Origin of the sequence: Trichocoleus sp. FACHB-46, from assembly GCF_014695385.1 — a bacterium.
In the GTDB taxonomy this organism is placed as follows: Bacteria; Cyanobacteriota; Cyanobacteriia; order FACHB-46; family FACHB-46; genus Trichocoleus.
The window spans coordinates 61,218-75,516 of the sequence record NZ_JACJOD010000041.1; the positions used below are offsets into that span (position 1 = coordinate 61,218).

The 14,299-nt window shown below is 49.2% G+C and carries 9 protein-coding genes; 6 read left to right on the plus strand and 3 right to left on the minus strand.

The window, feature by feature from the left end; genetic code table 11:
- Positions 1-8: 8 nt before the first annotated feature.
- The 6 genes from H6F72_RS23755 (at position 9) to H6F72_RS23780 (ending at position 8,497) form a co-directional block, all read left to right on the plus strand.
- Positions 9-983: a HEAT repeat domain-containing protein gene (locus tag H6F72_RS23755; protein WP_190441633.1), complete on the plus strand. Its 975-nt coding sequence runs from the start codon at positions 9-11 to the stop codon at positions 981-983.
- Complete coding sequence (locus H6F72_RS23760) at positions 976-2,064, plus strand: Mrp/NBP35 family ATP-binding protein (RefSeq protein ID WP_190441634.1); 1,089 nt, start codon at positions 976-978, stop codon at positions 2,062-2,064. The genes H6F72_RS23755 and H6F72_RS23760 overlap by 8 nt, the downstream gene beginning before the upstream one ends.
- Before the next feature lie 67 nt (positions 2,065-2,131).
- Positions 2,132-4,402, plus strand: coding sequence for a hypothetical protein (locus tag H6F72_RS23765; RefSeq protein WP_190441635.1), 2,271 nt, complete (start codon positions 2,132-2,134; stop codon positions 4,400-4,402).
- A 278-nt stretch (positions 4,403-4,680) separates the two neighbouring features.
- Positions 4,681-6,411, plus strand: a complete 1,731-nt coding sequence (locus H6F72_RS23770) for an ATP-binding protein (protein ID WP_190441637.1) — start codon at positions 4,681-4,683, stop codon at positions 6,409-6,411.
- A gap of 129 nt (positions 6,412-6,540) precedes the next feature.
- On the plus strand, positions 6,541-7,587 hold the full coding sequence (locus H6F72_RS23775) for a chemotaxis protein CheB (protein WP_190441639.1): 1,047 nt from the start codon (positions 6,541-6,543) through the stop codon (positions 7,585-7,587).
- Between the two features lie 178 nt (positions 7,588-7,765).
- Positions 7,766-8,497 (plus strand): DUF72 domain-containing protein, encoded by a 732-nt coding sequence (locus tag H6F72_RS23780; RefSeq protein WP_190441875.1) that lies wholly within the window; start codon positions 7,766-7,768, stop codon positions 8,495-8,497.
- Between the two features lie 66 nt (positions 8,498-8,563).
- On the opposite strand, the gene H6F72_RS23785 is transcribed toward H6F72_RS23780, so the two are convergent.
- The 3 genes from H6F72_RS23785 to H6F72_RS23795 form a co-directional block, all read right to left on the minus strand.
- Positions 8,564-10,912 carry a family 1 glycosylhydrolase gene (locus tag H6F72_RS23785; protein WP_190441641.1) on the minus strand — a complete coding sequence of 783 codons (2,349 nt, stop codon included), beginning with the start codon at positions 10,910-10,912 and terminating at the stop codon, positions 8,564-8,566.
- A 103-nt stretch (positions 10,913-11,015) separates the two neighbouring features.
- The gene (glf, locus tag H6F72_RS23790) at positions 11,016-12,284 is read right to left on the minus strand and encodes a UDP-galactopyranose mutase (protein ID WP_190441643.1); all 1,269 of its coding nucleotides are present in this window, start codon (positions 12,282-12,284) and stop codon (positions 11,016-11,018) included.
- Positions 12,285-12,502: 218 nt separating this feature from the next.
- On the minus strand, positions 12,503-13,648 hold the full coding sequence (locus tag H6F72_RS23795) for a glycosyltransferase family 1 protein (RefSeq protein WP_242017099.1): 1,146 nt from the start codon (positions 13,646-13,648) through the stop codon (positions 12,503-12,505).
- Positions 13,649-14,299 lie beyond the last annotated feature (651 nt).

A 14,299-nucleotide genomic window follows, 5' to 3' on the forward strand; every position in this document is an offset into this window, starting at 1 on the left:
GAAGAGAGATGTCTGTGGAGACGAATCAAGAACTAGAACCGTGGTTGGAGATGTTGCGATCGCCTGAGGTAAGCGATCGCTTGGTCGCTGTCAAAACTCTGCAACATTTAGGGGATGAGGCAGCTCTCACTCCACTTATGACAGCCTTGCAAGATGAAAGTACTGTAGTGCAAAAGTTGGCGGTGACAGCGCTTTGGGAGTTGGCGAACCCAGCCGCAGTGCCAGCACTAATCAGTTGTTTGGCTTCTCCTGATGAGGAAATTCGCGAGGAGGCGCAATCAGCTTTAGGTGAGTTGGTTTCTCCCGACCATCTACTGTTGTTACTGGATGCTTTGCAGCAAAAGGATACTAACCTACAGTTCCATGCGCTGGTGCTGCTGCGCAAAATTCATGATGTGCAATCTCTTCCTTATGTGTTGCCATTTTTTGCTGCCGAGCTACCAGAACTACGGGAAGCGGCAATTACGACCTTGCGCTACCTAAACCAAGTCGATCGGTGCCAGCCTGCTTTGGCACTCCTACAAGATGCATCAGAAACGGTACGACGAGCGGCGGCTTTGACCTTAGGGCATTTGACCGATGCAGAAGTCGTGCCTTTGTTGAGCCAAGCTCTGACGACTGACGCTGATTGGCAGGTACGCCGGAATGCAGCTAAGTCTCTTGCAATTCATGCAGCACCAGCCGCCATTCCGACGCTTCAACAAGCCTTGAGCGATGAGCATTGGCAGGTACGAAAGGCTGTGGCCCAAGCACTTCAGCAGACACCTGATCAACAGGTGATGCCTGACTTAGTCAGAGCTTTAGCCGATGAGTATTCTGATGTGCGGCGAGAAGCGGCGATCGCTCTGGGCAACTTATTGCATCCTGCGGCCATCAATCCCTTGAAACAGGCGCTAGATGATCCAGACAGAGATGTATGCATCTACGCCCAACGAGCCATCCAAAAAATTCAGAACTCCCTCAACACGACTCCTAATGTCTAGCCACTCTTCTCCTTTCCGTTCTCCTAGTCTCGCCGAAGCACCCTCTGAAGCTGCTCCTGATCCATCATTGCTGGTACGTCAATCAGAGGTAGTGGCTCGCCTCAAACAGATAGTAGAACCTGTTTTACAGAATGACATTGTCAGCCTGGGTATGGTACGCAATCTCCGCATTGTGGAAGATTATGTTTATCTGCGGCTGTATGTTGGGACTCATCAACAGGAACTAGAAGCCGAAGTGCGATCGCGCTTGTCTGATTTAACTTGGTGCAAAAAGCTCTATATTCAGCTCTGCACGATTCCAGGTGTTAAAACCACGTTGGCGATTTCTAGTGGCAAAGGAGGTGTGGGTAAATCAACAGTGTCGGTAAATTTGGCAGCAGCACTGGCCCAACAAGGAGCAAAGGTTGGAATTTTGGATGCTGATGTCTACGGTCCTAATATTCCGCAGATGTTGGGGCTAAACCAGACAGAAGTACAGATTGTGGGGACTCCAGCAGGGCAGCGATTTATCCCTCTAGAAGCCCACGGCATCAAAGTAATGTCAGTAGGGCTATTAGCAGAACCCGATCATCCCTTGGCTTGGCGCGGGCCTGTGCTCCACAAAATCATCACTCAATTTATCCAAGAGGTAGAGTGGGGCGAGTTAGATTATTTATTGATCGATCTCCCCCCTGGCACTGGAGATGCCCAAATCACGATTATTCAGGAGAGCCCAATTCGGGGTGTCTTGTTGGTTACGACTCCCCAGCAAGTTGCAGTTGCGGATGTCCGCCGGAGTATCCATATGTTTCGACGGGTGGGAGTTCCGGTGTTGGGCATTATCGAGAACATGAGTTATTTGGTTTGTGGTAGTTGTGGCGATCGCACCCCTATTTTTGGCAGTGGCGGCGGCCAGCAGTTAGCAACTGAGTTGCAAGCGCCTTTACTCGGAGAAGTGCCGATCGCGGCTCCTATTTGTCAAGGCGGAGATGCAGGCCAACCGATTGCGATCGCAGACCCCAACGCCTTGGCGAGTCAGGTATTTCAACAGATTGCAGCTGGCATTCACCAAACTTTCCAACTTCCGGGGATGGGTAACTAATGGGGAACGGTAGCTGTGGGAGTTGTGTCTACTTCTACAACTCTCCTCTTACCCCCAGGCTCACAGCATGCCTCGTTGGTTCCAATTCTGGCTCTCCCTCAGTGTCCTCACGATCACCATTGCCGAAAATCTTGTCCTCCCTAGCTACCAGGCGATCGCTCAACTGCCCCCAGTCGCAGCCTGTAATTTGGAAGTGCCACGAGACAACGAAGTCTTGACGCTTCTGGATCAAGCCCGCATTGAGTTAGACAACAAAAACATAGAAGCTGCAACTCGCTACTTGCAAGCAGCCTTCCCTAATGCCCTTCAACTGAGCAATGCTCACAAAACGGAACTGATTCAGCAGTGGCTTTTAGATCCCTACGAAGGACATTCGATTTCACGGTTACAGCGGTTGATGCAGCAAGCGGAGATGCAAAAGTCATCGGCTTCCATGCGACCTCTGCTAGACCAGCTCTTGCAGCTCACCAATCGCCTCACCGCCAGCCATAGTTTCGTCAAAACTAGCGCTCTCGCCGCGATCGCCCATCATTATGTAACGCTGGGTCAACCTCAACAGGCAAAATTGGCACTCAGCCAAGCACAGCAGGCAGCCCGCTCGATTCAAGGCCCCATTTTTACAGCCCAAGCCCTTACGGATGTATCAGCAGGCTATGCGACGCTGAGTTCAGGCAGTGCTGCCAGTAAAAACCAAGCCCAAACGGCTCAGGCAGTCTTAGCTCAAGTTGAGCAAGCGATGAAGCAGATTCCACCTAAAACGTCTGAGTCTTTGCAAGCCGCACTTTGGCCTCGATTAGCAGCCATCTACGCTCAGATTGGCGACTATGCGAAAGCCAATCAAGCCGTTGCTAGATTGCCTAAAAATTCTGAGTCCCAATCTTTTGCTCAGCGTGGCGTGGTAGAAGCTTACACTACCGCTCAAAACCTTAGCACCGCCGAACAACTGGCTCAAACGATCGCCACACCTGTCCAGAAAGGATTGGCTCTGGGAAAACTCGCCGTTGGTTATAGCCAAGCTAAACAACCTCAAAAAGCCACTCAACTGCTGCGTCAAGCGGTGCAACTCGCACAATCGCCCACGGTGGCACGCGATTCGATTGCCCAGGAAGCCTTGCTAAAAGCGCTTGTAGAATCCTATTTGCAAGTAGGACAGCGAGATGAAGCTTTCCAGTTAGCCAAAACTGCGCTGAAAGGGTCTCAGACTGAAGCTATTAGAGCTGTGGCGATCGCCTACGCCCAAGCTGGGCAAACCAACTCAGTGCGGCAACTCTTATCTGAGCGGCTCCGCACCATTCAAGCGATGCCGCCAAGTTGGGATCGGCAGTTGGTGTCACCGAGCTTGCTGCAGCTGGTGATGGATACGCAACAGTTTGACTGGGTTCGTCAGGAATGGCCTCGCCTTGCCGCCCTGGATTACGGTCTACAAGATGATCGGGTAGTAAAAATGGCCACTGCTTACGCCCAGTCAGGACAGCACCGTCAAGCCCTTCAGTGGGCGAAGCAGTTGCCCATCAGCGATCGCCCTTTATTACAGGTTAAGCTAATGACCGCGATCGCCCGTGAGGCTCACCGTCAAGGTGAAACCCAATGGGCAAATGAATTACTCCAGCAAACTTTACAAAGTCTCGACCCATTGCTGCGAGCCTACGACGAGCGAATTAAACGCGAAGGAGGCGATCTCCTCGAACGCGATCGCTTCAAACCCCAATCTTTAGCGCTGATTGCCCTCGTCTACGCTCAGAGCAACCAAGCAGAACCCACTCGCAGATTGCTTCAGCAAGTCAGCCAACTGGATGTCAATATGAGCGATCCAGCGATCGCACCTCCAGACCCCAATCCCTTCGCCCTCTTTATGGCAACCGAGCAATATGTCGGCGCTTTACAATTGGCTCAAGCGACTAAAAACCCAGAAATTCGGGTCGCCCGATTACAAGGCAGCGCTACTGCATTACTGAAACAGAATCGGTTTGATTTGGTGTTGCCAGTGGTAGATCAAATCACCGCTGCCGATCGCAAAACTCAAATGCTGCTGGCGATCGCCCAACGCTACGGTGAACTTCAACAAGTAGACAAAGCCTTGCCAATTCTGGCGCAAGCCTTCCGTGTCGCCCAAACTATTCCTGGTGAGGAATCACGGGTGGATCGCTTCGGAACCGATGGCGCAACTGTCATGGAGGCATCCGATGACCGGGGCAGTATGCTAACGGCGATCGCAGTGCAGTATGCTCGCTTCCAGCAACCCACCCAAGCCCTGAAAGTTGCCAACACTTTGCAAGCCAAAGAAACTCGTGAGCAAGCCCTTCAAGCCGTAAAGTGTGCTTCTAGTCTCAAGGTTTGATCCAACTTGTAACCATCGTGCTGTATCAACTTTGCCCCACAACTGCTTAGAAATCGGGTTAGAGCGATCGCGAAGCTACAAACAGCAGAGTGCGCTCAAATTCCAGTGCTGCGCCTCAGACCAGAATTCGATATTGCTTAGACTGCCTAATCTCAGCAATCAGTCATTAGCTGGAAAATTGATGGACTTAAGAATTGCTTAAATCTCCCTATGTATCAATACTTTCATCCGTTTAAGTGTTCACAATAAAGGTGAAGTAATGGGACGAAGGGATCTACGTGAACGGGGACGAGTTTATTGAACAGATTCACGATGTGCAGCAACGAGTAGCAGAACTCCAAGAGGATGCTACCCAACTGCCATCGCTGCAAAAAAGCCGATTGACAGAATCCCTGGAGAGGCTGACCGCAGCTTTAAGAGATTTGCAAGTTGCTGAGGAAGCCATTCGGCTGCTGCTGTCTGCTGTACAGCAATCGCGCGACTCCATCATCATTACCACGGCCCATGTCGATCCGCCAGGGCCAGAAATCGTCTATGTTAATCCAGCCTTCAGCGAGATGACTGGCTATGCCAGCGAGGAAGTGCTTGGCAAAACTCCTCGGTTACTCCAAGGCCCTGATACCGATCGCGAGCTGCTTCGAGACTTACGCCAGCATTTGATTGATGGAGAACCTTTTCACGGTGAGGCAATCAACTACCGAAAGGATGGAACCGAATATTATGTGGAGTGGAACCTCACGCCGATTCGGGATGTTCAGCAAACCATTACCCACTTTGTCGCAATTCAACGAGATATTAGCGATCGCAAACGCTTAGAACAAGAACGAGAGCATTTATTACAGCAAGAGCAAGCTGCGCGGAATGAAGCAGAAGCAGCGAATCGGACCAAGGATGAATTCTTAGCGATGCTCTCTCATGAACTAAGAACTCCCCTGACACCCATTTTGGGTTGGGCTAAGATGTTGAGAACTAAGCAGCTGTCAGAAGCCAAGCGCCAAGAGGCGTTAGATGCGATCGAGCAAAGTGCGAAACGCCAATCTCAAGTCGTAGACGACCTGCTCGATCTCTCTCGGATTGTCCAAGGTAAATTAACTCTCAATCTCACTTCAGTATCATTGGCAACCCCCATTACTGCGGCGTTAGAAACGGTGCGTTTGTCTGCGGAAGCGAAATCTATTCGCATAGAGACAAAACTAGATCCAACGGTTGAGCCAGCCATTGGTGATACAGGCAGACTGCAACAAGTGTTTTGGAATCTGCTTTCAAATGCCATCAAATTCACCCCTTACAAAGGTCACATTCAGTTAGAACTGAAGCAAGTTGAGCAATATGCTCAAATCACGATTACCGATAGTGGGCAGGGAATTCATCCGGAGTTCTTACCGTTTGTATTTAATCGGTTTCGTCAGCAAGACAGCTCAATTACACGGCAATTTGGTGGCTTGGGGCTGGGCCTGTCCATCTCGCGGCAGTTGGTAGAAGCGCATGGGGGCACCATTACAGTCAATAGCGCTGGAGAAGGCAAAGGGGCAACTTTTACAGTGCGGCTTCCCCTCATACCGCACACTTCCCCAACGGAGGCTCCTAACTCATCAACCGACCGAGCGCAGAGTTTGGCAGGCACCCAGGTTTTGGTCATAGATGATGAACCTTTTACGCTAAAGTTCATCACTTTTGCCCTAGAAGAAGCAGGTGCAGCCGTTACTGCTGTCACTTCTGGGCAAGCAGCCCTGCAAGCTCTGAGCCAATCTAATTTTGATGTATTGCTGAGTGATATTGGGATGCAGGAGATGGATGGCTATGCTTTAATTCGGCAGATTCGTTCTTCTCGGCCAAATCGAGATCTGCCAGCGATCGCCCTCACCGCTTATGCGACTGAAGACAACTGCCAAAAAGTATTGTCGGCTGGCTTTCAACAACATTTGGCTAAACCCGTCGAGCCAGAAACTTTAATTGCAGCGATTGCGTTGGCCTTGGAACAAACGTCAACTCTATCGCGGAATAGTTAGGGCTGTCTTGAGAATATCTTTGGGGGAATCTCGAAGCGATCGCCGGAGGTGGGATACCCGGCGACTGAAGAAGTATGAGCTCCCAAGGTTAGAATTAGCAGTAGACGGTTAACACCATGAGAAGTACCTATGTTCGGCCATGACATCATTGTGATTGGTACATCGGCGGGTGGGCTGAAGGCACTAAGCAAAATTGTGGGTAACCTACCTGCTGACCTCAATGCTGTCATCTTTATTGTTCAACATATTGCCCCAGATAAGCCTAGTTTGCTGCCCAGCATCCTAGAAGATGTTTGTGATTTTCCAGTTACGCATCCTCAAGATGGGGAGAAGTTTCAAAAAGGGCGAATTTACATTGCCCCACCCGATCATCATTTGTTGGTGTATCAAGGGCAAATGCGAGTGGTGCGGGGACCGCAAGAGAATCGATTTAGACCCGCGATCGATGCCTTATTCCGCTCAGCGGCGCGTGCCTATGGCCCTAGAGTTGTAGGCGTGGTGCTCACAGGCTATCTGGATGATGGCACTGTAGGTCTCCAAGCAGTTAAAAAGCGGGGCGGAGTTGCTATAGTGCAAGATCCTCACGAGGCACAGTATTCTAGCATGCCTAACAGCGCCTTGAGGTATGCCTCAGTAGACCACTGCCTATGCTTGGCGGAGATTGCAGAATTATTGGTGTCTTTGACGAAGGAACCCGCAGCGGAGGAGAAAACGTACCCAGTCACTCAAGAAATAGAGTTTGAATCTAATATTGCTGAACAGCAGATGAATACGCAGCAGTTTCTAGAGAATGTTGAGAAGATTGGACAGCGTACAACCTATAGCTGTCCTGAGTGTAACGGCAGTATTTGGCAAATTGGTGATGGGGATTTACTGCGGTTTCGCTGCCATATAGGGCACGCTTTTACAGCGAATATCTTTCTGTCTGAGCAGACTAAGAATATAGAAAATACTTTATGGTCGGCTGTGCGAGCTTTGGAGGAGAAAGTGACGCTCTCACGCCAAATGGCTCAACGGATGAAAAATATCAATTTGTCTACCGTAGCAACAAAATACGAAAATAACGCGCAAAAAATAGATGAAGAGGTGTCAGCGCTGCGGAACTTGATTCTTACGGGCTTTGCCACAAAACAAAATATATTCTTCAAAGATGAGGAGTTAGAGGAGGGACTGTAACCTGGCAATCGCCCTCTATCCTTCAGTATCTCTCCCTAAATCCCTCTCCGTTTGGAAAGGGGTTATGAATTCTTATCTAACCCTCGCGCTAGAGATACTTTGTTGGTTGGAGATGTCTAATAGGAGAGCACAAAAGGAAAGTTGGCGATCGCCAAGCTAGCCGAATCGATTGAAACTCATGTTGTTAATTGGCACCAGTGGTTGGGTCTATAAACATTGGATGGGATTGTTCTACCCAGCGCAGATGCCTGGTGAGCAGCAGTTACCTTTCTATGCAGAGCAATTTCCTAGCGTAGAAGTCAATTTCTCCTTTTATCGTTTACCAGAGCGATCGGTGTTTGAGCATTGGCGGGCGCAAACTCCGGATAAGTTTCTATTTGCCGTTAAGGGTAGCCGCTATCTCACTCACATGAAGAAGCTGAAAGATCCTGAAGAGCCCTTAGAGCGACTAATGGAGCGAGCTAGCGGTCTGCAAGAAAAGCTGGGGCCGATTTTGTTCCAGTTTCCTCACACCTGGCATCTCAACCTCGATCGCCTGCAACCATTTTTAGACTTGCTCCAGAATTATCCGCAACAGCAGTACACATTAGAGTTTCGCCATACTAGTTGGCTGATTCCAGAAGTTTACCAACGATTAGAGAAGGCACGAGTAGCGCTGTGTCTCCCTGTTAGTCCCACTGTTCCCTTAGACATTTGCCTCACTGCTCCCTGGACTTACATTCGGATGCACTCTGGTCAGGAGGGTACAGGCTACAGCGATGCGGAATTGCTAACTTGGGCGGCCCAAATTCGTTCGTTCTTGGCGCAGGACATTAATGTCTATGTCTATTTCAATAATGATCCAGAAGGCCACGCCATCTACGATGCCCAACGCCTCAAGATATTGATTGATTCCGATGCCAAACAATGAGCGATCGCCCCACAGTATCTATTATCTATTCCCCTTCCCGGCGAGGGAAGGGGCTAGGGGTTAGGTCTACGCTCTCTGGCAAAGATACCGATCGATCGCGTCATCTAGAGATGGCAACAAGATACCGCGTTCACTGCTGAGGGCACTGTAAACGGGTCGAGAAGCAGCCCAGCCCAAATCTTTAGTAGGACGAGCTTCGATCACCGCTGTATCTAATCCAGCGAGATTTGCCACAGTTTGGGCTAACTCGGACCAAGCGATCGCGCCTGAGTTCGCCAAGTGCCAAATACCGCATTCTCCATCAATCAGGAGATCTAGCGTGTTATTGACGAGATCGGGGACATAGGTGGGGGATACCACTGAATCTTCCGCTGCGATAAAAGGCTGACCGGAAGCTAGAGTTCGCAGGGCGATCGCCAGAAAGTTATGTTCATCCCAAGGACCGAAAAAGGCGCTAGTGCGAATCACTAAGGAACAGGGATGGTTGGCAAGTACCCGTTGTTCGGCGATCGCTTTGCTGTGTCCATATACATTTAGAGGTGCCACTTCACAACTTTCGACATAAGGTTCCGCTCGGTTGCCATCGAACACTAAATCCGAAGAGAAGGTGACGAAGGCAGCCCCATGATTTGCACAGGTCTCCGCTAAAATTGCCGCTCCATCTGTATTAATGAACCGACATAGGTCTGGTTCTCGTTCTGCATCATCAACCCGGACATAGCCTGCTGTATTGACCACCGCCCAAGGTTTTAGCTCTGCGATGACGTGATCGACAGAATCTGGATTGGTGATGTCCATATCCTGACGAGACAGCAACTGGTAAGGAATGCCACGGACTTCACAAAGGCGGGCAAAAGCCTTTCCGAGCGTCCCAGTTGCACCCGTGATCAAAAGCGGTGGCGTTGAGGCAGCAGAAGTTTCAGCACCCCGTAATACTTGGCTTCCAACGCTTGACTTCCAATGCTTGGCTTCTGACTCCTGCTTATTGGCTCCAGGCTCCTGATTCTTACCTTCTAGCTGCTGATCTCCTGGTTCTCCGGTGTAGTTCACAGGCGGATATAGCAACCGTTCTGGGCGTTGCCACCAGCCGGGAACAGCGAGCAAAGGATGATGAAATTCGTTGCCTTCAGCTAGCTGACGTAGCATCTGAGCTAAGGCAGTAGGCCGAGGCTGAGGTGATCTGAGGTCAAATACACCGGGTTCGTAGTAGCCGTCCGATCGCGTTAGTAGGCTATTCCAGTCGTAAGCTCCTAGCAGCGACCAAGCAGTAACGGCTCGGATATCTACACCGTCAGTTCGCAGTTGTTGGGCTGCTTCCCAGATTTCCTTGAGCCAGCGCAACTGTTCTTCTCTGGTGCAACCCAAATGTACCTCTGTCACCGCGATCGGTAACTGGTAGCGCTCCCAAACCTCTTTGAGTAGGGTCTGGGCATCGCAAATTCCCTCTACACAAACCCGGACCGCTTCTACATCAGCATACTGATGTTTGCCGTTGCCTCCGTGGGTATGAGCAGGATAACGTTCTAGCCGCTCATCTAAAAAGCGATCACTCGTGAGATAGCGGTTAATGCCCATAATGTCCGGTGGGCAAGGATGGTCCACAAACCAAGTGAGTTCGGCTTCGCCAATCCCAACTAGCTCTCGCAGATATTCCCAAAGTGGATGCTCGTGATTGACTCGACCGCAGAGTAGATCAAGACTGAGCCAGCGGCGATTGTTCTCGAATTCTGCCTGGTAAGCCAGCAGAGGAGTGCTGAATATCTTGCCTAAATCTTCGGTTTGTACCAGTTGGGCGCTCGGATTAATTTGCCGAACTGCCTGCATCGAAAGCACAACGGCGCGGCATTGATTGAGTAGTGCCTGGATAAAAGCCAGCCCATCCCGCTTGTGAGGGTACCAGTGGCCGTAGAGAGCACTGAAGCGAGCTGTGGTCAGGGGTTCATTCACCGGAGTGTAATGAGTGATCCAGGGATAGCGAGTTGCGACCGCGTGAGCAAATTCCGCTAGCTTTTCCGGAAAAGCGGGATCAAGCAAGCTGGTATCCTTGGGACCACTACCATGATGCACAAGCCCCAGAATGGGCCGAATACCTAGATCATCCAATCGCGCTAATCGCTGGTCTAACCAAGACCAATCTGCTTGCGCTAATCCATTGGGAGCAATTCGTTCCCAGAGGGCAGGATAGCGGATGGCTGTAATGCCTAAAGAATCGAATAGATCTAGATCTTCGATCCGATTAAGGTGACCGTTACGTTCTAGTTGATCGAAGTATTGGTCGCCGATACGATTTACGGTGCATTCAATACCAGCCCACAATTCCAGGTTGGCGGCTGAATTTGCGCTATTGGCTACTGAGTTACTAGACGCAACATTAACTGGAGAAGACTGCTCCTCACTCCTCGTATTCGCTATCATGCTTGTTTATTCTGGGCCATGCTAGAAAAGTGCATTAAAGGTCAATTAGCAGGTGGATCTTTCGTTGATGACTGATGAAAGACCCACCGCTAAAGTAGGCGTTCTAGTCTGCCTTAGTAGATAAGGATTTGCTGGAACCATTCTTCTCTATGTTTTTAGCAGGAGATGAATTGGCAGCATGGGTGAGGGAAGTTTGATCCAAGTTGATTTCGGATCTGCGATCGCTGCTAGGAGATTTAGCCGATACGCGAGCGGCAACGCTCTCTTCGGGGTGCCAACTGGGTCGCTCTGTGATTTTGGCGTAGACGGATAGGGCTTGAGCGACTACTTGATCCATGTTGTAGTACTTGTAGGTAGCCAATCGCCCCACGAAATGTACTCCAGGTGTTGAGTCGGCTAGTGCTTTGTACTGCTTGTAAAGCTCCGCATTCTCAGGGCGGGGGACTGGGTAGTAAGGATCTCCCTCTGCCTTGGGATATTCATACACTAGGCTGGTCTTAGTATGCTCCTGACCCGTGAGATATTTGAACTCAGTGACACGAGTGTAGAGATGTTCGTTGGGATAGTTGACTACAGCGGCAGGCTGATGCACAGATTCATTCAGCGTCTCATGCTTGAAGTCGAGGGATCGGTAAGGTAGCTTACCGTAGCGATAATCAAAAAACTCATCCACGGGGCCAGAGTAGATCATTTCCTTGAAAGGAATCATCTTTTGAATTTCCCGGTAGTCCACATTCAACATCACTTTGATGTTGGGGTGAGACAGCATGTTTTCAAACATGCGAGTGAAGCCGTGCAATGGCATTGCTTGGTAGGTATCGGTAAAGTAGCGATCGTCTCTGTTGGTGCGAGTCGGAACGCGAGCTGTGACCGACTTATCGAGTTCCGAGGGATCGATGCCCCATTGCTTGATCGTGTAGTTGCGGAAGAACTTCTCGTACAGTTCCCGTCCTACTTTGCTAACTACTACATCTTCGGAGGTGCGGATAGATTCTTTAGGTTCCGCAACTGAGGCAAAGAAATCATTCAGTTCAAAGGAAGTGAGATTTAAGCCATACAGCTTATTAATGGTGTCCAAGTTAATGGGCATGGGCACCAATTGACCATCAACACTAGCTAGAACTCGGTGCTCGTAACGCCGCCACTCGGTGAAGTTGGACAGATACTCAAAGACATCACGCGAGTTGGTGTGAAAGATGTGAGGGCCATACTTGTGTACTAGAATGCCCGCATCGTTGTAATGGTCGTAAGCATTGCCACCAATATGATTGCGGCGATCGCAAACCAGTACCTTTTTGCCTAACTGGCTTGCCAAGCGCTCCGCCAGAACGCTACCTGAGAATCCTGCACCCACAATTAGGTAGTCGAACATTGAAATACCTCTCTTTTAGTAAATGGTTGGAGCTTTCGTTGCCATCTTGGTTATCGCTGAAAGCTCTAGTTTCGGCATCTGAGTCATTCGTCTTCACAGTGCCTGTCGGCACCTATGACTCATCACCGCAGGTTTGTAAATGTCTGTATTTGTCTTATGTCTTAAATCGCTGGCATCTAGTCATCTAAAGCTTGAAGACTAGTAACGAACTGGGCTAGCTAGACACTCGAAACAGATTCTGAGAGAACGGCTGTCGGCTTGGGCGTTGACTCGACCTGCTTGCTCGCGATCGCTGACTCAATCAGTTGCAACATTGCTGCCCAAGTTTTATCCCAAGAAGTCTGGGCCAAAAAGGCATCCACTTGATGCCGCCATTCTGTATCTTGCTGAGCCTGTTGCATGGCTGCTTCGGTGGCTGTCACAAACTCAGATGCTGTGTCAGCGATATGAACTAAGCCCTGCTCCCCGTAAGGTCGCACCACATCTCGAATCGAGGTAGAAACCACAGGCTTGCCAGCAGCGAGATATTCTGGAGTTTTGGTAGGGCTGATAAAGCGTGTCGATTCATTCAACGCAAAAGGCAACATAGCGACATCCCATCCCGCTAGATATTGCGGTAGCTCTGGATAGGATTTGCCCCCTAAATAGTGAATGTTAGGGTGGCGGGGCAGAGTCTCTGGATCGATTTTGACTACAGGACCAATAATCACTAAATGCCAATCAGGTCTGGCTTGAGCAATGCCATCTATTAGGTCCAGGTTCATTCGTTCGTCTATAACACCATAGAAACCTAGACGAGGATGAGGAATAGCTGCTTGGTCGGCTGGATCTGTGGCGATCGCTCTGGCTTGGGCAAAGTGTTCTGCTTCAATGCTGCTAGGGAAGGCGTAGGCATGAGGATGCTGATGGCGTTTCGCTTCGTACAGGCTTTGGCCACCTGTAAATACCAAATTAGCTCGTTGGAATAGTTGGTCTTCAAACTCTCTGAGTTCCGGGGGGGCTCCCTTAAAGGCAGCTAGTTCATCCATACAGTCATAAACGACTGCTGCGGCCTGCAAATGACTGGTGAACGCCAAGGCCATCGGCGTGTAGTACCAGAGAATCGGGTTGGCGATCGCATACTCAGCAAACAGATCATCTATCAAGCTCTGTTGCATGGCAGTGACCATCTCTGCTTTCAAGCCACTGGGGAGATGGGGCACAACTACTGACACGCCACACTCCCGTTTGCCGACTTCCAGCCACCAATCATCTCCTGCTTCAAAGATGGGTTCCTCAACAAAAAAGACTCTACGTCCCTGAGCACAACGACTTAAAAGATGTTGCGGTCGCTGATAAACAAAATCCCACCGTAAGTGGGACAAACAAACCAAATCAGATGTACCTGGGAAGAACCATTCAACATCTGAAAGAGAAAAGCTAGCAGTCTGCGATTCTGATGTTGATGTATCTTGCAAAGATAACTTTCTTATAGGTCTCATCTTAGTACTATTACTGATTGATGCGGGGTCAGGTGGAGTCATGATTCAACCTAGTTTTATTTAGGTGGAAAGCTCTAATCTTAATTCACAATAATTCCTTATTACTTTTAAAAGCTTCTATTCAACGGTAGATGTGAAATCTATCTTCAGACAGAGATAAGTATTAAAATAACTTGTAGCTTCGAGTCTTTATAGGCGCTAAAGTGATTTAATATCAGTGTTTTTGGCTTTTTATCTAGTTTTGTTGCAATATCTACAATTAGGGACACCCAGATTTACGTCATTAGTAGGATATGAAGCTTTTGAGAAATCTGAGTTAATTGCCAAATTGGATGCCAAGTTAAATGTCAATTACTAGATTGATGCAAGTAATTAGATTTGGCTTTGAATTTTGTATTGACTCATTTTCAATCTAAGGATTTGCATGTTATTGATTGATATAAAAATTTTATTTTAGAATTAAGACAAATTAAGTTTTTAATTCTGAAGCGTTTCTTAAATAGAAATACCCAAAGAGATCCACATCCTATCTAT

Excerpts from the sequence above, each read along its gene's own strand:
- H6F72_RS23765 (WP_190441635.1), top strand. The coding sequence starts at position 2,132 with ATGCCTCGTTGGTTCCAATTCTGGCTCTCCCTCAGTGTCCTCACGATC.
- H6F72_RS23760 (WP_190441634.1), top strand. The coding sequence starts at position 976 with ATGTCTAGCCACTCTTCTCCTTTCCGTTCTCCTAGTCTCGCCGAAGCA.
- H6F72_RS23780 (WP_190441875.1), top strand. The coding sequence starts at position 7,766 with ATGTTGTTAATTGGCACCAGTGGTTGGGTCTATAAACATTGGATGGGA.
- glf (WP_190441643.1), bottom strand. The coding sequence starts at position 12,284 with ATGTTCGACTACCTAATTGTGGGTGCAGGATTCTCAGGTAGCGTTCTG.
- H6F72_RS23775 (WP_190441639.1), top strand. The coding sequence starts at position 6,541 with ATGTTCGGCCATGACATCATTGTGATTGGTACATCGGCGGGTGGGCTG.
- H6F72_RS23755 (WP_190441633.1), top strand. The coding sequence starts at position 9 with ATGTCTGTGGAGACGAATCAAGAACTAGAACCGTGGTTGGAGATGTTG.
- H6F72_RS23785 (WP_190441641.1), bottom strand. The coding sequence starts at position 10,912 with ATGATAGCGAATACGAGGAGTGAGGAGCAGTCTTCTCCAGTTAATGTT.